The 18,658-nt window shown below is 69.7% G+C and carries 15 protein-coding genes and 2 pseudogenes; 5 read left to right on the top strand and 12 right to left on the bottom strand.

Annotated elements, in window-relative coordinates:
* Position 1 precedes the first annotated feature (1 nt).
* The 7 genes and pseudogenes from LNW71_RS06335 to LNW71_RS06365 all read right to left on the bottom strand — a co-directional run bounded on the left by LNW71_RS06335 (position 2) and on the right by LNW71_RS06365 (position 7,750).
* Complete coding sequence (locus tag LNW71_RS06335; RefSeq protein ID WP_250967341.1) at positions 2-448, bottom strand: hypothetical protein; 447 nt, start codon at positions 446-448, stop codon at positions 2-4.
* Positions 449-586: 138 nt separating this feature from the next.
* Positions 587-2,002, bottom strand: a complete 1,416-nt coding sequence (locus LNW71_RS06340; protein ID WP_250967342.1) for an FAD-dependent oxidoreductase — start codon at positions 2,000-2,002, stop codon at positions 587-589.
* A gap of 23 nt (positions 2,003-2,025) precedes the next feature.
* Positions 2,026-2,829: an ABC transporter permease gene (locus tag LNW71_RS06345; RefSeq protein ID WP_250967343.1), complete on the bottom strand. Its 804-nt coding sequence runs from the start codon at positions 2,827-2,829 to the stop codon at positions 2,026-2,028.
* Positions 2,829-3,707 carry an ABC transporter permease gene (locus LNW71_RS06350; RefSeq protein WP_250967344.1) on the bottom strand — a complete coding sequence of 293 codons (879 nt, stop codon included), beginning with the start codon at positions 3,705-3,707 and terminating at the stop codon, positions 2,829-2,831. Before LNW71_RS06350 ends, LNW71_RS06345 begins: the two co-directional genes overlap by 1 nt.
* A 43-nt stretch (positions 3,708-3,750) precedes the next feature.
* Positions 3,751-4,899, bottom strand: a complete 1,149-nt coding sequence (locus LNW71_RS06355) for an ABC transporter ATP-binding protein (protein WP_250967345.1) — start codon at positions 4,897-4,899, stop codon at positions 3,751-3,753.
* A 52-nt stretch (positions 4,900-4,951) separates the two neighbouring features.
* Positions 4,952-6,192, bottom strand: a pseudogene (locus tag LNW71_RS06360) (PotD/PotF family extracellular solute-binding protein).
* A 43-nt stretch (positions 6,193-6,235) separates the two neighbouring features.
* Entirely contained in the window at positions 6,236-7,750 is a 1,515-nt protein-coding gene (locus LNW71_RS06365) for a gamma-aminobutyraldehyde dehydrogenase (protein WP_250967346.1), read from the bottom strand.
* A gap of 215 nt (positions 7,751-7,965) precedes the next feature.
* Between LNW71_RS06365 and LNW71_RS06370 the strand changes: the two genes are divergently transcribed.
* Positions 7,966-8,535, top strand: a complete 570-nt coding sequence (locus LNW71_RS06370; RefSeq protein ID WP_250971913.1) for an NADAR family protein — start codon at positions 7,966-7,968, stop codon at positions 8,533-8,535.
* Between the two features lie 79 nt (positions 8,536-8,614).
* Here LNW71_RS06370 and LNW71_RS06375 read toward each other — a convergent pair whose 3' ends face one another.
* The gene (locus LNW71_RS06375; RefSeq protein ID WP_250967347.1) at positions 8,615-9,370 is read right to left on the bottom strand and encodes a DUF4190 domain-containing protein; all 756 of its coding nucleotides are present in this window, start codon (positions 9,368-9,370) and stop codon (positions 8,615-8,617) included.
* A gap of 124 nt (positions 9,371-9,494) precedes the next feature.
* On the opposite strand from LNW71_RS06375, the gene LNW71_RS06380 reads away from it, so the two are divergent.
* The 4 genes and pseudogenes from LNW71_RS06380 (at position 9,495) to LNW71_RS06395 (ending at position 12,956) form a co-directional block, all read left to right on the top strand.
* Positions 9,495-10,529 (top strand): adenosine deaminase, encoded by a 1,035-nt coding sequence (locus tag LNW71_RS06380; protein WP_250967348.1) that lies wholly within the window; start codon positions 9,495-9,497, stop codon positions 10,527-10,529.
* Positions 10,530-10,552: 23 nt separating this feature from the next.
* Positions 10,553-11,256 (top strand): annotated as a pseudogene (locus LNW71_RS06385) (glycerophosphodiester phosphodiesterase).
* A gap of 64 nt (positions 11,257-11,320) precedes the next feature.
* Positions 11,321-12,127: an SAM-dependent methyltransferase gene (locus LNW71_RS06390; RefSeq protein WP_250967349.1), complete on the top strand. Its 807-nt coding sequence runs from the start codon at positions 11,321-11,323 to the stop codon at positions 12,125-12,127.
* Between the two features lie 10 nt (positions 12,128-12,137).
* Positions 12,138-12,956, top strand: a complete 819-nt coding sequence (locus LNW71_RS06395) for a hypothetical protein (RefSeq protein WP_250967350.1) — start codon at positions 12,138-12,140, stop codon at positions 12,954-12,956.
* A 1-nt stretch (position 12,957) separates the two neighbouring features.
* Here LNW71_RS06395 and LNW71_RS06400 read toward each other — a convergent pair whose 3' ends face one another.
* The 4 genes from LNW71_RS06400 to LNW71_RS06415 all read right to left on the bottom strand — a co-directional run bounded on the left by LNW71_RS06400 (position 12,958) and on the right by LNW71_RS06415 (position 18,561).
* Complete coding sequence (locus LNW71_RS06400) at positions 12,958-13,503, bottom strand: hypothetical protein (protein ID WP_250967351.1); 546 nt, start codon at positions 13,501-13,503, stop codon at positions 12,958-12,960.
* A 208-nt stretch (positions 13,504-13,711) separates the two neighbouring features.
* Entirely contained in the window at positions 13,712-15,481 is a 1,770-nt protein-coding gene (locus tag LNW71_RS06405; RefSeq protein WP_374119356.1) for a glycosyl hydrolase family 28-related protein, read from the bottom strand.
* A gap of 291 nt (positions 15,482-15,772) precedes the next feature.
* Positions 15,773-16,936, bottom strand: a complete 1,164-nt coding sequence (locus tag LNW71_RS06410; RefSeq protein WP_250971914.1) for a PotD/PotF family extracellular solute-binding protein — start codon at positions 16,934-16,936, stop codon at positions 15,773-15,775.
* A gap of 185 nt (positions 16,937-17,121) precedes the next feature.
* The gene (locus tag LNW71_RS06415) at positions 17,122-18,561 is read right to left on the bottom strand and encodes a gamma-aminobutyraldehyde dehydrogenase (RefSeq protein ID WP_250967352.1); all 1,440 of its coding nucleotides are present in this window, start codon (positions 18,559-18,561) and stop codon (positions 17,122-17,124) included.
* Positions 18,562-18,658 lie beyond the last annotated feature (97 nt).

Here is an 18,658-nt window from a genome sequence, read left to right on the forward strand (position 1 = left end):
CCTATTCCCGCTCCCCCGCCGCGGCCTCGTGCATCGCGAGTTCCAGCAGCGTGGCGTCGGTGAGCGTGCCCGATCCGTCCGGCGGGATCAGCCAGCGCACCCCGCCGGCGGCGCGGCCCGGATACGGCACGACGATCCAGGTCCCCTGCCCCGCACCGCGTACCCCCGTCCCGATCCAGCGGGTGACGGTGCCCGGCGGCACGAAGAAGCCCATCCGGGCGTCGCCGAAGTCCGAGAGGACCGGCCCCGGCCGGTCGATGAGACGGGTGAGCACATCGAGCGTCGGATAGCCCAGCTCCCCGGGAAGAATCAGCACGTCCCAGCGCCGGCCGGCGGGCAGGAGCGCGATCCCCTGCGGATTGCGCTCCCACTCCCACCGGCAGGCATCGGGGTCCGGCGCCACCGACGCCAGCCACTCGACTGCTGCCCTGACCTCCGAGCCAGTCATGGCCGGCCTCCATTCCGTGTCGCACCGGCAGGGAGTTGCCGGTGCGTTCACGGGAGAGAGCGGGGTGGGGCCGCTCCATTACGCGGGTTCGGCGGTCGATCGCCGGTGAGCTGGGTCACACCCCCGGCCGGCCGCGGCTCAGCTGTCGAAGCCGAGCCCCACCCGGTCCATCGTCCGCAGCCACAGATTGCGGTGGCCGCCGTTGTCGTCGGCCCGGGCCAGGGACCGCTTCGTCAGCTCGATCCCGGCCCAGGCGAGCGGCTCGGGCGGGAACGGCATCGGCTTGCTGCGCACCATCTCCAGCGCGGTCCGCTCCGTCCGCTCGCCCGCGAGCAGATCGAGCATCACATCGGCGCCGAACCGGGTGGCCCCGACCCCGAGTCCGGTGTATCCGGCGGCATAGGCGACCCGGCCCTGATGGGCCGTACCGAAGAATGCGGAGAACCGGGAACAGGTGTCGATCGCGCCGCCCCAGGCATGACTGAAACGCACTCCGGCCAATTGCGGGAAACAGTCGAAGAACTGCCCGGCGAGCTTCAGGAAAGTCTCCGGCCGCTGGTCGAGATCGGCGCTGAGCCGGCCGCCGTACGGATAGATCGCGTCATATCCGCCCCACAGGATCCGGTTGTCCGCGGAAAGCCGGAAGTAGTGGAACTGATTGGCGCTGTCCCCCAGTCCCTGCCGGTTCTTCCACCCGATGGCGGCGAGCTGGTCGGCGGTCAGCGGCTGCGTCATCAGCGCGTAGTCGTAGACCGGCACGGTGTACGGACGCACCCGCTTCACGAGCGAGGGGAAGATGTTCGTGCCGAGGGCGACCCGGCGGGCCAGCACCTTTCCGTACGGGGTGCGGACCGCCATTCCGGTTCCGGTTCTGGCCAGTTCCAGCCCCCGGGTGTGCTCGTAGATCCGGACGCCCAGGTCGAGACAGGCCTGCTTCAGGCCCCAGGCCAGCTTGGCGGGGTGCAGCATCGCTACGCCGCGCCGGTCCCAGAGGCCACCCAGGAATGTCGGTGAGTCGACTTCGGCGCGCAGCGCGTCACGGTCCAGGAACTCGACCCCGCCGAAGCCGAGGCGGTCGGCTTCCTGGTGCCATTCCCGCAGCTCTTCGAGCTGGTGGGGCTGGGTGGCGACATCGATCTCGCCGGTGCGCTCGAACTCGCAGTCGATGCCGTAGCGGGCGACCGCCGCCTCGATGGCGTCGAGGTTGCGCGCGCCCAGCTCCTCCAGTTCCCGGATCTCCTCGGGCCAGCGCTCCAGCCCGTTGGGCAGGCCGTGGGTGAGGGAGGCGGCACAGAACCCGCCGTTGCGGCCGGAGGCGGCCCAGCCCGTCTCGTGTCCCTCGATGAGGACGACGTCGCGTTCCGGTTCACGCTCCTTTGCGAGCAGCGCGGTCCACAGTCCGCTGTAGCCGGCGCCGATGACGAGCAGATCGCAGTGCTCGTCGCCGGTGAGCGCGGGAAGCGCTTCGGGCCGGCCCGGGTCGTCCAGCCAGAACGAGACCGGCTTCGCGTCGGCGAGTGATTGGGCAGCGGTGCGCATGGCAGCTGGGGCCATGGTTTCCAACTCCTTCGGGACTTTCAGGGTCGTGCGCTGTTCTTCCGCCGGTTCGCGATCAGCTGGCCGGCGAGAACCACCAGTACCGCAATGATGAACATCGCCGTACCGATGACGTTGATCTGCACGGGCGTGCCGCGTTGTGCCGAACCCCAGACGAACATCGGGAAGGTCACGGTCGAGCCCGCGTTGAAATTGGTGATGATGAAATCGTCGAAGGAGAGCGCGAAGGCGAGCAGTGCTCCCGCGGCGATTCCCGGGGCGGCGATCGGCAGGGTCACCCGCAGGAAGGCCTGCACCGGTCCTGCGTACAGATCGCGGGCCGCCTCCTCCAGCCTGGGGTCCATCGACATGACCCGCGCCTTGACCGCCGTCACGACGAAGCTGAGGCAGAACATGATGTGCGCGATGAGGATCGTCCAGAAGCCCAGCTGCGCGCCCATGTTGAGGAACAGCGTGAGCAGCGACGCGGCCATGACGACCTCGGGCATCGCCATCGGCAGGAAGATCAGCGAGTTGATCGCGCCGCGCGCCCGGAAGCGGTAGCGGACCAGGGCGAACGCGATCATCGTGCCGAGCGCGGTCGCGCCGACCGTGGCCCAGACGGCGATCTGGAGGGAGAGCGAGAGCGAGCCGCACATGTCGGCGACGCCGCAGGGGTCCTTCCAGGCGTCCAGCGAGAAGCGCTGCCAGGAGTAGTTGAAGCGGCCGTTGGGCTTGTTGAAGGAGAACACCATCACGACGATGTTCGGCAGGATCATGTAGGCGAGGGTCAGCAGACCCGCGATGACGATCAGATGGCGTCGCAGCCAGCGCAGTACGGGCATCAGACCAGGTCCTCCGTCCCGGAGCGGCGGATGTAGAGGGTGACCGCGATCAGGACGACCGCCATCAGGATGAAGGAGAGCGCGGCCGCCGTCGGATAGTCCAGGACGCGCAGGAACTGCGTCTGGATGACGCTGCCGACCATCTTGGTGTCGGTGGAGCCCAGCAGTTCGGCGTTGACGTAGTCACCGCTGGCCGGGATGAAGGTCAGCAGGGTGCCGGAGACCACTCCCGGCATGGAGAGCGGGAACGTCACCTTCCGGAAGGTGGTGGCGGGGGTGGCGTACAGGTCGCCGGCCGCCTCGTGCAGCCTGCCGTCGATCCGCTCCAGCGAGGTGTAGAGCGGCAGGATCATGAACGGCAGGAAGTTGTACGTGAGACCGCAGACCACCGCCATCGGCGTGGCCAGCACCCGGTTGGACTCGGTCCAGCCGAGCCAGCTGGTGACGTCCAGGACGTGCAGCGTGTTCAGTACGTCCACGACCGCCCCGCCGTCCGCGAGGATCGTCTTCCAGGCGAGCGTACGGATCAGGAAGCTGGTGAAGAACGGGGCGATGACCAGTACCAGGACCAGGTTGCGCCAGCGGCCCGCCTTGAACGCGATGAGGTAGGCGAGCGGGTAGCCGAGCAGCAGGCACAGGATCGTGGCGGTGCCGGCGTACAGCAGGGACCGGATGAACTGCGGGTAGTAGTCGGTCAGCGCGTCCCAGTAGGTCTGGAAGTGCCAGGTGACCTCGAAGCCCTTCTCCAGGGATCCGGTCTGCACGGACGTCGATGCCTGGTAGACCAGCGGCAGGGCGAAGAAGACGACGAGCCACAGGATGCCGGGCAGCAGCAGCCAGTAGGGGACGAGGCGCTTGCGGGTGGAGGGCTTGCGCACCTGCGGCTCGGCGGCGGGAGCGGGGGTGCCTCCTGGGTGACGGTCACGTCGCGTCCTCCACGGTCTCCACACCGGCGTCGATGTCCTGGGCGGCGTCCAGGCCGAAGGTGTGCGCCGGGTTCCAGTGCAGGACGACCTCGGCGCCGGAGGTGAGCCCCGCGCGCCGCTCGACGTTCTGCTCGTACACATGGAGGGCCTTGCCGGCCGGGCTCTCCACCACGTACTGCGTGGAGACGCCGATGAAGCTGGAGTCGACGATCCGTCCGGTGACCCGGTTGCGGCCCTGCTCTATGGAGTCCGCGTCGTCGCGGTGCGTGAGGGATATCTTCTCGGGGCGGATGCCGAGGAGCAGCTTGCCGCCGCTCGCGGTGGGGGCCGGACAGCGGTCGGTGGGCAGCCGCAGCTTCCCGCCGCCCGCGGCCACGACGATGTCCGTGCCGGTGGAGACGACCTCGCCCTCGATGAGGTTCGAGGTGCCGAGGAAGTTGGCGACGAAGGTCGTGCGCGGGTTCTCGTAGAGGTCGGCGGGGTCGCCGAGCTGTTCGACCCGGCCGGCGTTCATCACCGCGACGGTGTCGGCCATGGTCATGGCCTCCTCCTGGTCGTGGGTGACGTGGATGAACGTGATGCCGACCTCGGTCTGGATGCGCTTGAGTTCGAGCTGCATCTGGCGGCGCAGCTTGAGGTCGAGCGCGCCGAGCGGTTCGTCGAGCAGCAGCACCTGCGGGTGGTTGATCAGGGCGCGGGCGACGGCGACGCGCTGTTGCTGGCCGCCGGAGAGCTGGTGCGGTTTGCGCCGGGCGAAGTCGCCGAGCTGGACGAGCTCCAGCATGTCGTCGACCTGCTTCTTGACCGACTTGATGCCGCGCCGGCGCAGGCCGAAGGCGACGTTCTCCGTGATGTCGAGGTGCGGGAAGAGCGCGTAGCTCTGGAAGACCGTGTTGACGGGGCGCTTGTACGGCGGGAGGCCGGTGATGTCCCGGCCGCCGAGCGAGACGGTGCCGGTGGTGGCCTCCTCCAGGCCCGCGATCATTCGCAGGGTGGTGGTCTTGCCGCAGCCGGACGCGCCGAGCAGCGCGAAGAAGGAGCCCTGCGGAACGGTCAGATCGAGCGGTTGGACGGCGGCGAAGGAGCCGTACGTCTTGCTGATCCCGGTGAGGCGGACGTCGCCGCCTGTCTGCTGCTGTGTCATGGATCGCAGTCCCAGTGGTGTCAGAGGGAGATCAGGGAAGGGAGGGCGGCGGTCAGGCGCCGATGAGCTTGGCGAACTTCTCCTCGTACGCCGTCTCTTCCTTGGAGGTCAGGGAACGGAAGGCGTGCGACTTCGCGGCCATCGCCTTGTCCGGGAGGATCAGCGTGTTGGCGGCCATGGCCTTGTCGATCCGGGCCAGTTCGTCGCGGACGCCGTCGACCGGGCAGACGTAGTTGATGTACGCGGCGAGCCGGGCGGCCACCGGGGGCTCGTAGTAGTAGTCCATGAGCTTCTCGGCGTTCGTCTTGTGCCGCGCCTTGGCCGGGACCAGCATGTTGTCGCTGGAGGTGACGTATCCGGCGGCCGGGATGGCGTACTTGATGTCCGGGTTCCCGGCCTGGAGCTGGATGATGTCGCCGGCCCAGGCGACGCAGGCGGCGATGTCGCCCTTGTCGAGGTCCGCGGTGTAGTCGTTGCCGGTGAAGCGGCGTATCTGCTTCCTGTCGACGCCCTTCTGGATCCGGGCTATCGCGGCGTCGTAGTCGTCGTCGGTGAACGTGCCGGGGTCCTTGCCCATGTCGAGCAGGGTCATCCCCACCGAGTCGCGCATCTCCGAGAGGAAGCCGACCCGGCCCTTGAGTTCGGGGTCGTCCAGCAGCTGGCTGACGGAGTCGACCTTGCGGCCTCCCGTCGCCTTGGCGTTGTACGCGATGACCGTGGGGATGCCGGTCCAGGGATACGAGTAGGCACGGCCCGGGTCCCAGTCGGGGGTGCGGAACTGGGACGAGAGGTTGGCGAAGGCGTGCGGCAGGTTCGCCGGGTCGAGCTTCTGGGCCCAGCCGAGCCGGATGACGCGGGCGGCCAGCCAGTCGGTGACGATGATCAGGTCGCGGCCGGTGTCCTGGCCGGCCGCGAGCTGCGGTTTGATCTTGCCGAAGAACTCGACGTTGTCGTTGATGTCCTCGGTGTACTTGACCTTGATCCCGGTGCGTTCGGTGAACGCGTCCAGGGTGGGCCGGTGCTTCTCGTCCTCGCTGACGTCCATGTACTCGGTCCAGTTGGAGAAGTTGATCTGCTTCTCCTGGGCCGAGTGGTCGTCCGAGGCGGCCGCCGCGTCCCCTCCCGCTTGGCGGGAGGGATTCCGCACGCGCTCAGGGTTCCCAGTGCGAGCGCGCCGGCGCCGGAGGCGCGCAGCAGCGATCGGCGGGTGAGGGCTCCCCTGCCACTGGTCAGACTGCGACGCATCGCGGCCAGCTGGGCCGCGGAGAGACGCTCGGGCTCGTACTGCTCCATGCGCGTTGCCCTTTCGGGTGGGTCGGCGGCCGGACCGGCCGGGTTATCGGTCCCCGAAGACGGTGCGGTGCCAGTCCTTGCGGGCGACCGCGGTGTTGTCGTACATGACGTGCTTGACCTGCGTGTATTCCTCGAAGGAGTACGAGGACATGTCCTTGCCGAAGCCGCTGGCCTTGTATCCGCCGTGCGGCATCTCGCTGAGGATCGGGATGTGGTCGTTCACCCAGACGCAGCCCGCCTGGATCTCGCGGGTGGCGCGGCCCGCCCGGTACACGTCGCGGCTCCAGGCGGAGGCGGCGAGTCCGTAGGGGGTGTCGTTGGCCAGCGCGATGCCTTCGTCGTCGGTGTCGAAGGGCAGCACGACCAGGACGGGGCCGAAGATCTCGGACTGGACGATCTCGCTGTCCTGGGCCGCTCCGGTGACCAGGGTCGGCCGGTAGTAGGCGCCGTCGGCCAGCTCGCCGCCCGGGGCCTCGCCGCCGGTGACGACGGTGGCGTAGGCGCGGGCACGCTCGACGAAGGCGGCGACCCGGTCGCGCTGGGCGTGGCTGATCAGCGGGCCGAGGTCCGTCCCCGGGGCGAACGGGTCGCCGAGCCGGACCGTCTCCATCAGCTCGGCGACGCCCTGCACGAAGGCGTCGTAGAGCGGGCGCTGGACGTAGGCCCGGGTGGCTGCCGTGCAGTCCTGGCCGGTGTTGATGAGGGCTCCGGCGACCGCTCCGTTGACCGCCGCCTCCAGGTCCGCGTCGTCGAAGACCAGGAAGGGGGCCTTGCCGCCGAGTTCGAGGTGGAGGCGCTTGACGGTGGAGGTGGCGATCTCGGCGACCCGCTTGCCGACGGCGGTGGAGCCGGTGAAGGAGGTCATCACGACGTCGGGGTGGCCGACGAGGTGCTCGCCCGCGTCCTTGCCGGCGCCGGTGACGATGTTGATCACGCCGTCCGGGATACCCGCCTCGGTGGCCGCCTGCGCGAACATCAACGAGGTCAGGGGGGTGATCTCGGCGGGCTTCAGCACGATGGTGTTGCCCGCCGCGATGGCCGGGAGCACCTTCCAGGCAGCCATCTGGAGCGGGTAGTTCCAGGGGGCGATGGAGCCGATGACGCCGATCGCCTCACGCCGTACGTACGAGGTGTGGTCGCCGTCGTACTCGGCGGCCGAGCTGCCCTCCAGGTGGCGGGCGGCACCGGCGAAGAACGAGGTGTTGTCGACCGTGCCGGGCACGTCGAACTCGGTGGAGAGCTTGACCGGCTTGCCGCACTGCAGGGACTCCGCGTACGCGAAGTCGTCCGCCTGCTCGGCGAGGACCGCGGCGAAGCGGTGCATCGCCTCGGAGCGCTCGGCCGGGGTGGCCCCCGACCAGCCGGGGAAGGCCGCGCGGGCGGCGGCGACGGCCGCGTCCACGTCGGCGGTGCCCGCCAGCTCGTATGTATAGACGCTTCGGCCCGTGGCCGGGTTCACCACGTCGTGGCTGCGTCCCGATGTGCCGGGCCGCAGTCTTCCGCCGATGTACTGCGCGCCGTCCGCGAAGCGGTCCTGTACCTGGAAGCTGTTGCCCATCACGCTCTCCTCCGCCGCTTCCCCGGAGAGCGGGGGCGGCGTAGCTTCTGCTCGATTTGAGTGCCGATCCTGACAGAGGGGACTGAGCCCAACAAGTGATTCCGTTGTTGCCTTTTGGTTACGCAACGGAATCTGTCGACCATGTGTCGCGTCGGTGCGGAATTCCCCGTACGTAGTGTCAGTGGCGGATGCCAGACTCGCGTGTCATGAAACGCATGGGGGATGTCCGGGATGCCGACGAACTGGTGGCGCGTGCCGCTCGCGGCGAGAAGGTGAAGTACCTGAGGTTCTGGGGGCACCGGCCGCGCCCGGACGGTGCGATCGGTGCGAGCTGCCTCAGCCAGTGGTGGCCGTCGCCGTTCACGGTCGACGGCGTGACGTACGCGTCGGCCGAGCACTGGATGATGGCCGGCAAGGCGCGGCTGTTCGGTGACGCGGAGGCGGCGGCCCGGGCGGTGGCGGCGAGGAGCCCGGCCGAGGCGAAGAAGGTGGGCCGCCTGGTCCGCGACTTCGACGATGCGCTCTGGCAGCGCGAGCGGTACGGGCTCGTGGTGAGGGGCAGCGTCCATAAGTTCGGCCAGGATCCGGCGCTGCGGGAGTTCCTGCTGGGCACGGGCGAGCGGGTGCTGGTGGAGGCGAGCCCGATGGACCGGATCTGGGGCATCGGGCTGGCGGCGGACGATCCGCGTGCGGAGGATCCGGCGTCCTGGCGGGGCCTGAATCTGCTCGGTTTCGCGCTGATGGACGCGCGGGACGAGCTGCGCGGCAGGACGAGCGGGACATGAGAAGGGCCGCGGGGCGGTGGGAGGAGATCCCACCGCCCCGCGGCCCGTCCGTCTGCTGCTCCGGCCCGCGGGAGCGGTGCTACCGCCCCACGCCGACGACCATGGAGACCGCCGTCGGCTGGTACTCGTAGTCGCTGTCGTCGTCGAACCTGTCGTTGGTGACGGCCCAGATGAAGAATCCCAGGAAGGCCGCACTGACGACGATGCCGATCGAGCCGAGGATGATGCCCGCCAGGGCCACCCCGCCGTTGTCCGCCTCGCCCCGGCTGACCCGGCCCCGGCCTATGAGACCGAAGATCAGCGCGAGGACGCCGAGGATGATGCCGAGGCCGTACATGCAAAAGCCCGCCACCGCGATGATGCCGAGCACCATGGAGGCGATCCCCAGCCCGTTCGCCGGCTGGGGTCCGCCCCAGCCGTTCTGGCCGTAGCCCGGGTATCCCGGGTAGCCGCCGTACTGCGGGGGCTGCGGCGCCGGGTAGCCGTAGTGCCCGCCCGGCTGCGGGGGCTGACCGGCCGGGTAGCCGTACTGCCCCACGGGCGGCGGGACCGGCTGCCCCGGACCGTTCGGGCCGACCGGCGGTGGCGGCAGGGTGCCGGGGCCGTACCAGCCGCCGGGGCCGGACGGCTGCCCCGCGTCCGGTGCGTCACCGAAACCGACCGTGGGCGCGGGGCCCGGTGCGGCGTTCGGCATCGAGGTGACGGTCTGCTGGTCGTGCACGGGCGGCGGGCGGGTGTCCTCGGTGTTCTTCTCCAGCGGCACCCTGTTGTCCGGCGGAGCCCACGGATCGCGCTGCGCGGCCCCGTCCGCAGGCTGCTCTGTGTTGTCTGACATGGGCCTCCCCCATCGTGATGACCGTCACGCTACGGCCCGCTCCCGTCCTACGATGACTTCCGTCCACTGCCCGGTTCCCACGCGGATCCGGGCACCGCGTCACTCCACGCCCCCGGAGGATCCGATGACCGATCTGCACCCCTTCATCGCGGGGCTGCCCAAGGCCGAGCTCCATGTGCACCACGTCGGGTCGGCCTCGCCCCGCATCGTCGCCGAGCTGGCCGCGCACCATCCCGACTCCAAGGTCCCCACCGCCCCCGAGGCGCTGGCCGACTACTTCTCCTTCACCGACTTCGGCCACTTCATCGAGGTCTACCTCTCGGTCGTGGACCTGATCCGCACCCCGGAGGACGTCCGGCTGCTGACCTTCGAGGTCGCCCGCGACATGGCCCGGCAGAACATCCGTTACGCGGAACTGACCGTCACCCCGTTCTCCTCGACCCGCCGCGGCATCCCGGAGCAGGGCTTCATGGAGGCCATCGAGGACGCCCGCAAGGCGGCCGAGTCCGAGCTCGGAGTGGTGCTGCGCTGGTGCTTCGACATCCCGGGCGAGGCCGGACTTGAGGCAGCCGAGGAGACCACCCGGCTCGCCGTCGACCTGCGGCCCGAGGGGCTCGTCTCGTTCGGCCTCGGCGGCCCGGAGATCGGCGTGGACCGCCCGCAGTTCAAGCCGTACTTCGACCGGGCCATCGCCGAGGGCCTGCACTCCGTGCCGCACGCCGGGGAGACCACGGGACCGCAGACGGTCTGGGACGCCCTGACCGCCCTGCGCGCCGAGCGCATCGGCCACGGCACCAGCTCCGTGCGCGACCCGAAGCTGCTGGAGCACCTCGCCGAGCACCGGATCGCGCTGGAGGTCTGCCCCACCTCGAACATCGCGACCCGCGCGGTGGCGGACATCGAGCAGCACCCGGTCAGGGAGATGGTGGAGGCCGGCGTGCTCGTCACGATCAACAGCGACGACCCGCCCATGTTCGGCACCGACCTCAACAACGAGTACGCGGTGGCGGCCCGCCTCCTGGGCCTCGACGAGCGGGGTCTGGCCGCGCTCGCGAAGAACGCCGTCGAGGCTTCCTTCCTCGACCCGGCCGGCAAGCGCACGCTGTCCACCGAGATCGACACGTACACGACGAGCTGGCTGGGGCGCACCGGCCGGTGACCCCGGACGGTGACAATGGCCCCATGGCCACCCCTGTCACCGCCGTCGCCCATCGCGGAGATCCGTACCGTGTCCGCGAGAACACCATCCCCTCGATCCGCTCCGCCCTCGAACGGGGGCGGACGCGGTCGAGATCGACGTCCGGGTCACCCGCGACGGCGTGCCGGTCCTGCTGCACGACGCCACCCTGGACCGGCTCTGGGGCCATGACCTGCGGCTGGACCGGCTCACCCACCAGGAGGTGACCGAGCTGACGGCGGGCGGCGTGCCGACCCTGCGCGCCGCGCTGCTCGCCGTGGGGGCGCACCGCGTCATGATCGATCTGCCCGGCTCCACCGACGAGTCGGTGCGCAGGACCGTCGGGGTGGTGCGGGAGTGCGGCGCCGGTGCGCGCGCCTACTACTGCGCGGGGCCCGAGGCCATGCTGCGGGTGCGGTCGGCCGATCCGTCCGCCGAGATCGCGATGACCTGGACGACGCTCGTGCCGCCGCGGGCGGCGCTGCTGGCAGCCGTGCGGCCACGCTGGCTGAACTACCGCTTCGGCCTGGTGAGCCGGGAGCTGACGGACCGCAACCACCGGGACGGACTGCTGGTCTCGGCCTGGACCGCGGACACCGGACGCACGATGCGCCGGCTGATCCGGCAGGGCGTGGACTCCATCACCACCAACCGGATCGATGTGCTGCACACCCTGATCCTCAACTCCGCAGACACACAGGCCTCTTGATCGGTCCGGCATCATGGACGCACCTCATCGTCCCGATGCCAGGCCCGGCACCAGAGGAGCAGACGTGACCGTCCCCCGCAGTAACTCCCTCCCCGCCCGCGTCCGTTCCGACATCGCGCACAACGCCAGGGTCTGGAACTACTGGCTCGGCGGCAAGGACCACTTCCCGGTGGACCGGACGGTCGGCGACCAGGTCACCGGCGTGTATCCGAGCATCGGCGAAGTGGCGCGGGCGGACCGGGCGTTCCTGGGGCGCGCCGTCCGCTATCTGGCCGGGGACGCGGGCATCGGCCAGTTCCTGGACATCGGCACCGGGCTGCCGACCGCGGACAACACCCATGAGGTCGCCCAGCACACCGCGCCGGACGCCCGCATCGTGTACGTCGACAACGACCCGATCGTCCTGGCGCACGCCCGCTCGCTGCTGACCAGCTCACCGGAGGGCGCGACGGAGTACATCGACGCGGACGCCCGCAATCCCGGGCAGATCCTGCGGGCCGCCGGCAGCACCCTCGATCTGGAGCGGCCGGTCGCGGTCATGCTCCTGGGCATCCTGAACTTCGTCCTGGACACGGAGGAGGCGCTGCGCATCGTCCGGCAGCTGATGGACGCGGTGCCGTCCGGCAGCTACCTGGTCCTCACCCACCCCACCCTGGAGCTGGGCGGCGAGGGCAACGAGGCGGCCATGCGGTTCTGGAACGAGAACGCCACACCCCCGATCACCGCCCGCAGCCGCTTCGAGTTCGCGGCGTTCCTGAGCGGGCTCGACCTCGTCGAACCGGGCATCGTCTCGTGTGCGCACTGGCGCCCCGCGCCTGGCTCCGCGGCGGCCGGGGTCGCCCAGTTCGGCGCCGTGGCGCGCAAGCGCTGACGGCGCCCCGATGCGCATACGCACCCTCACGGCGCGAGCGCGGCGGGCCGGCCCCCGCACCGTCGACCTCCTCATCACGCTGCTGGTCCAGGCCGCCATGACCATGCCGTTCGTCGTCCCGCGCGCCCCGGAACTGCCGGACGCGACGTGGACGGCCTACGGGCTGACCACCCTGACGGTGCTGCCGCTGGCCGCCCGCCGCCGGGCACCGGTCGCGGTCCTCATCGCCGTGCTCGTGGCCGGCGCCCTGTACAAGTTCGCGGTCGACGGCCCGGGCCAGCCGCTCCCCTACACCGGCCTCCTGGCGATCTACACGGTGGCCGAGCTCTCCTCGCCGCCGAAGCGGTTCGGGATCGCGGGGCTCACGGCCCTGGCGGTGCTGGTCTCCGTCGGACTGGACAGCGACGCCCTCAGGGAACTGCTCTTCTCCCTGTTCGTGTTCGCCGCGGCCTACGCCTTCGGCCGGCTCGCCGTGACGCGCAAGGCCTATCTGCGGGCGGTGGAGGACCGGGCGCTGTTCGGCGGGCGGGTGGTGCGCGGGCCGCTGCTGGAGGAGATGTTCACGCTGCCGGGTTCCTCGGTGCGCGAGTACGGCACGGGCAAGCCCGCCGCGTACGGCGCGGGACTCTCCGTGATGACGCTGGGCGGCCGTGAGGTCTGGGGCAAGACGGGCGGCCGCTGGGGCTACAACACGGTCATCGCGGCCACCCGCGGACTTTCCCGGACCCTCGTCTACAGCGTCGACGCGACGGACGCGAAGGGGGAGGGCATGAACGCCACAGCGATGAAGATCGTGGTGGCGGCCTTCGGCGCCCCTTCCGCCGGGTGAGTCAGCCCGCCGGAGCCGCCACGGGCCCGGACACCGGCTGGGGCGTCCGCTCCATGGCTTCCAGCCGCTTGATCATCCGGTGCACCACCAGCAGCGGGATCACGCCGATGACACCGAACGACATGTCGATGACCGACCACCAGATGGGGATGTCACGGATCGGTCCGCAGATCAGCGCGAGCGGGATGATCCCGGCGCAGGCGATCATGCCGAACTCGATGACCCAGATGTTGCGGACCGGATCGCGGTAGGGGCCGTAGAAGGCGACCGCGATGACCAGATGCGCGAAGGCCAGCCAGTCCGTGCCGTACAGGACGAAGGGGTACGAGGCGTCGGCCTCGTCCAGTCCGGTGCGGACCCGGGTGATCCACTCCAGCAGGGCCGGGAAGTGCTCGGGGACGGGTGAGGCCGAGGAGCTCAGCAGATCCTCGGTCCAGCGCAGTTCGTGGACGAGCGGGAAGGCGGTCAGCCCGCTCAGCACCAGACAGACGATGAAGACGACCAACCACACGCGTATACGCCTCTGCAGGGCGCGTCGCTCGCTCATGTCTGCAGCGTACGCCCGGTTTTAACGGCTCTTTACACCGCCCCGGAGGCGGGCCCTGCCGGTCGATTCCGCTGCCGCACGTGGAGTGTCCGGGCCGCCCTGGCGGGGGCTCGCGCGGTGCCGCCGGGCCGCCCGGATCCGTGTCCCGGATCCGGGCGGCCCGGCGATGAGACGGGGCAGAAGGCCCCACCCGGCAGGTCGCTACCGTCTAGTTGCCGCTGCCCGGCTCGGGCCAGGCAGAGCAGTCGTCCCAGGTGCTGTCCCAGCCGGAGTTGCCGCCGCCGTCGGTGAGCGTGAAGGTGCCCGAGCCCGCGGGGTAGGGGCAGTTGTAGACGCCTGCCGCACCGACCTGCGTGGCGGTGACGTTCGACATCGTCACCGCACCCGGCGTCTCGGCCTGGACGACGACCGTGCCGACCCCGTCGACGGCCGACCCGTCGACGGTGATGTTCCTGACCGCGTTGCCGGTACCGCCGCCCGAGACGAACTCGTAGGCGCTGTACGGGCTGTCCTCGATGGTGGTGTCGGTGATGCGCACGTTCGCCTCGATGGCACTGTCGTACGCGTCCACGCGCAGCGCACCCATCGGGTGGCCCCAGTTGGGGTTGACGGCCCCGGTGCGCACGAGGGTGTTCCCGGAGACCGTGATGGTGCCGGCGAGGGGGAAGAACGGGTCGGCGAACTTCTGGTTGGAGAGGGCGATGCCGCTGCCGAGGGCATTGGTGTCGCTGATCAGGTTGTCCTTGACGGTGATGTCGCTGCCGCCGTAGATGGCTATGCCGTTCGCCAGGTTGGGCTGGGAGATGGTGTTGTTCGCGAACGTGGAGTCGCTGTCGGCGGCGTTCAGCGACCACATGGCGAGTGAGTCGTCGCCCTGGTTGCGCAGGAAGTTGTTGCGCACCTGCACGCCGTGGGCGTTGCCGTTGAGGTTCAGGCCGTCCGCGGTGGTGTCGAGGATCCGGTTGTTCTCGACGACCAGGTTGTCGTTGTTGCCGGTCAGCCAGAGGCCGACCTTGAGGTGCTGCACCCACATGCCGCTGACCCGGGAGTCCGGGCCGAGGGAGCCGTTGACGAAGTTGTCCGGACTGCTGTCGACCCGTTCGGTGACCTCGCCGATGACCGCGAAGTCCTTGATGGTCACCTTGCCGGCGGAGCCGGTCTGGTTGATGAACCGTGAGGAGTGCACGACCGAGTGCCAGCTGCCGGCGCCCTGGATCGTCACGTTCTCGACACCGCTGAGCTCGGATCCGAGCTTGAAGTCGCCCGCCGGGATCCATACGGTGCCGCCGCCGGCCTTGGCCTCGGTGATCGCGTCGCGGAAGGCCTGCGTGGAGTCCTGCTGTCCGGTGGCGTCGGCGCCCTTGTCCACGACGGAGATCGCACCCGCCGGCGCGGCGGCGGGCTCCTCGACCTGCTCGAAGTCGGCGACGTCGACGGTTACCTCGGTAGAGACGGCCACCAGCTTCACCTTGTCGCCCGCCTGCAGGCTGCGGCCGAGGAGGAGGCGTGCGTTGTCGAAGAGGTGATGGGTCTTGGCGCCGACGATCCAGGGGGTGTCGACGTAGCTGTACTTGGAGGTGACGGCCAGGGACTCGTCGAGCTCGGTGCCGTTGACGTAGACGGCGAGTGAACCGCTCTGCCCGTCGGGCACGTTGTAGGCGACGTTCAGCGCGTTGGCCGCCCGGTCGAGGGTGAACTCCACGCTCTGCCCGCCGGCCAGGCGCACCGCCTGCCGGCCCGATGCCTCGGAGGCAAGCGCGCCCTGGGTGTGATCGGGGCCGATCTTCTGGCCGGTGGTGGCGGCGGACTCCGCCTCGGCGGAGCTGACGGGAAGGGTGGCGCCTGCCGCGGCCGCCACCCTCGGCTCGGGGGCCCGCTGGGCGGCGGATGCCTGGCCGGTGACGCCGACGACCGTGCCCACGAGGGCGACCGCGACGGCAAGGACGTACGAACTGCGCGTGGGGGATGGCATGCGCATGACACTCCGATTCATTTGTGACCGCGCTTCCTGGTGGGGGAGATGGGGGGAGAGGGAAGCGCCTGACACTCAAGCATCACGAACACATGAGCACAAGATGTCGCTCGGATATTGAAAATTTTTGACAGCAAGGTGAAACAACCGACTGGTGCGTAGGTGCAGGTGAGCGGCGGCGCCGGAAAGAGCCGCGCCGCACCACGACGAAACGGCACCACGCGCATTCCGCGTGGTGCCGTTCTTCCGCTTCCGTACCCGCCGGAAGCCCTCGTCACAGGTGTCCGGGACCGGAGCTCACAGCCCGACGATGGAGTTCCACTTCTTGGCGAACTCGGTCCGCTCCTCGGAGGTGATGTCGCGGGCGATGGCGAGCCGCTTGCGCATCGCGTCGTCGGGGAAGATCAACGGGTCCTCGGCGAGCGCGGCGGTCTCCTCGTCCTTGGCGGAGGCCAGTACCTCCCGGGCGGCCGGGACCGGGCAGACGTAGTTGACCCACGTCGCGAGCTCGGCGGCGACCTCGGGCTCGTAGTAGTAGTCGACGAGCCTCTCCGCATTGCGCTTGTGGCCGGCGAGGTTGGGGATCATGAGGGATTCCGCCCACAGTTCGGCCCCCTCCTCGGGCACCACGAACTCGATCTCGGGGTTGTCCGCCTGGAGCTGGATGACATCGCCCGAGTAGGCCTGGCAGGCGAGCACATCGCCGGTGGAGAGGTCCTTGATGTAGTCGTTGCCGGTGAAGCGGCGGATGTGCTTCGTCCGCACCAGCTTCTCCACCTGGTCGCACATGTCGTAGAAGTCGTCCCGCTGCCACCGGGTGATGTCGACTCCGTTGCCCTGCATCAGCAGGGCGAAGGACTCGTCGAGTCCGGACAGCAGCGTCACCTTGCCGCGCAGGTCGTGCGCCCACAGGTCGCTCATGTGCCGGATCTCCCGGCCCAATTTCTTGCGGTTGTAGGCGATGCCGGTGATCCCGGACTGCCAGGGCACGCTGTGCGTCCGGCCCCTGTCGAAGGCGGGCGAGCGCAGCTGCGGATCGAGGTACTTCGTCACGTTGGGCTGCTCGGCCCGGTCCATCTCCTGGACCCAGCCGAGCCGGACGAACCGCGCGGCCATCCAGTCGCTCATGACGATCAGGTCCCGGCCGGTCCGCTGGTGGTTCATCAGCGCGGGACTGATCTTCCCGAAGAACTCGTCGTTGTCGTTGATCTCCTCGGTGTACGTGACCGAGATCCCGGTGCGCTTGCTGAACGCGTCCAGGGTGGGCCGCCTCGACTCGTCCTCGTCGTCGGTGTCGATGTAGAGCGGCCAGTTGGCGAAGTGCAGGGTGTGGTCACTGGCGGAGGAGTCGCGTCCGGCCCGGTCGCCGGGCTTCACGTACGCGGCAGGCACACCGCAGCCGGCCAGCGTGACGCCGGCCGCCCCCGCCCCGAAGGCGCGGAGCAGGGACCGGCGGGACATGGGGTTCTTCGGGATTGCTCGCACCTGCGCAGGATGCCGGTCGGCGGGTGCGGCGGGCAATGGACCATCCGTCCAGCGGTGGCCGCCCCCCGCGCACACCCTGTCGATGCCGGGCGGGACCGGGAGCACGGATGCGGCCCCGGGCGAGTGCCCGGGGCCGCGTTCCGTACGGTTCGTCGCGGTGGTCAGCCGTCGAGCGAGGTCATGACGTGCTTGATGCGGGTGTAGTCCTCGAAGCCGTAGGCGGAGAGGTCCTTGCCGTAGCCGGACTTCTTGAATCCGCCGTGCGGCATCTCGGCGACGAGCGGAATGTGGGTGTTGATCCACACGCAGCCGAAGTCGAGGTTCTTGGACATCCGCATGGCGCGGGAGTGGTCCTTGGTCCACACCGAGGAGGCCAGGGCGTACTCGACGCCGTTCGCCCACTCCAGCGCCTGGGCCTCGTCCGTGAACGACTGCACGGTGATGACCGGGCCGAAGACCTCGTGCTGGATGATCTCGTCGTCCTGCTTGAGGCCGGAGACGACGGTCGGGGCGTAGAAGTAGCCCTTGTCGCCGACCCGGTGGCCGCCCGCCTCGACCTTGGCGTGGGCGGGGAGCCGCTCGATGAAGCCGGTCACCTGCTTCAGCTGGTTGGCGTTGTTGAGCGGGCCGTAGAGCACGTCCTCGTCGTCCGGCTGCCCGGTCTTCGTGTCGGCGGCGGCCTTGGCGAGCGCGGTGACGAACTCGTCGTGGATGGACTCGTGGACCAGCACGCGGGTCGCGGCCGTGCAGTCCTGCCCGGCGTTGAAGTAGCCGGCGACGGAGATGTCCTCGACGGCCTTGGCGATGTCGGTGTCCTCGAAGACGACGACGGGCGCCTTGCCGCCGAGCTCCAGGTGGACCCGCTTGACGTCCTTCGCGGCGGACTCGGCGACCTGCATGCCGGCCCGTACCGAACCGGTGATGGAGGCCATCGCCGGGGTCGGGTGCTCCACCATCGCGCGGCCGGTGTCACGGTCGCCGCAGATGACGTTGAAGACGCCCTTGGGCAGGATCTGCCCGATGATCTCGGCGATCAGCACGGTGGACGCGGGGGTGGTGTCGGACGGCTTGATGACGACGGTGTTGCCCGCGGCGAGCGCCGGGGCGAACTTCCAGACGGCCATCATCATCGGGTAGTTCCACGGCGCGACCTGCGCGCAGACCCCGACCGGCTCGCGACGGACGATGGAGGTCAGCCCCTCCATGTACTCGCCGGCCGAGCGCCCTTCCAGCAGCCGTGCGGCGCCCGCGAAGAAGCGGATCTGGTCCACCATCGGCGGGAGTTCCTCGGTGCGGGTGAGCCCGACCGGCTTGCCGGTGTTCTCGGACTCGGCCGCGATGAGGTCCTCGGCGCGCTCCTCGAAGGCGTCCGCGATCTTCAGCAGGGCGCGCTGGCGCTCGGCGGGCGTGGCGTCGCGCCAGGCGGGGAATGCGGCGGCGGCGGCGTCCATGGCGGCATCGACATCGGCCGCGCCGGAGAGCGGTGAGGTCGCGTAGACCTCTTCCGTCACCGGGTTGACCACGTCGATGGTCCGCCCGTCGGCGGCGTCACGGAACTCTCCGTTGATGTAGTTGCGCAGACGGCGCACCTCGGTGGTCACAGCCGGCCCTCCTGCTCTGAAGTCCAATGGGTGAGACATCCAGCGTAGTCGCTCGGGTAACGCTTTCGACATACCCAACCACCGATTACTTCGGATT

Origin of the sequence: Streptomyces sp. RKAG290 (genome assembly GCF_023701695.1) — a bacterium.
GTDB lineage: Bacteria > Actinomycetota > Actinomycetes > Streptomycetales > Streptomycetaceae > Streptomyces.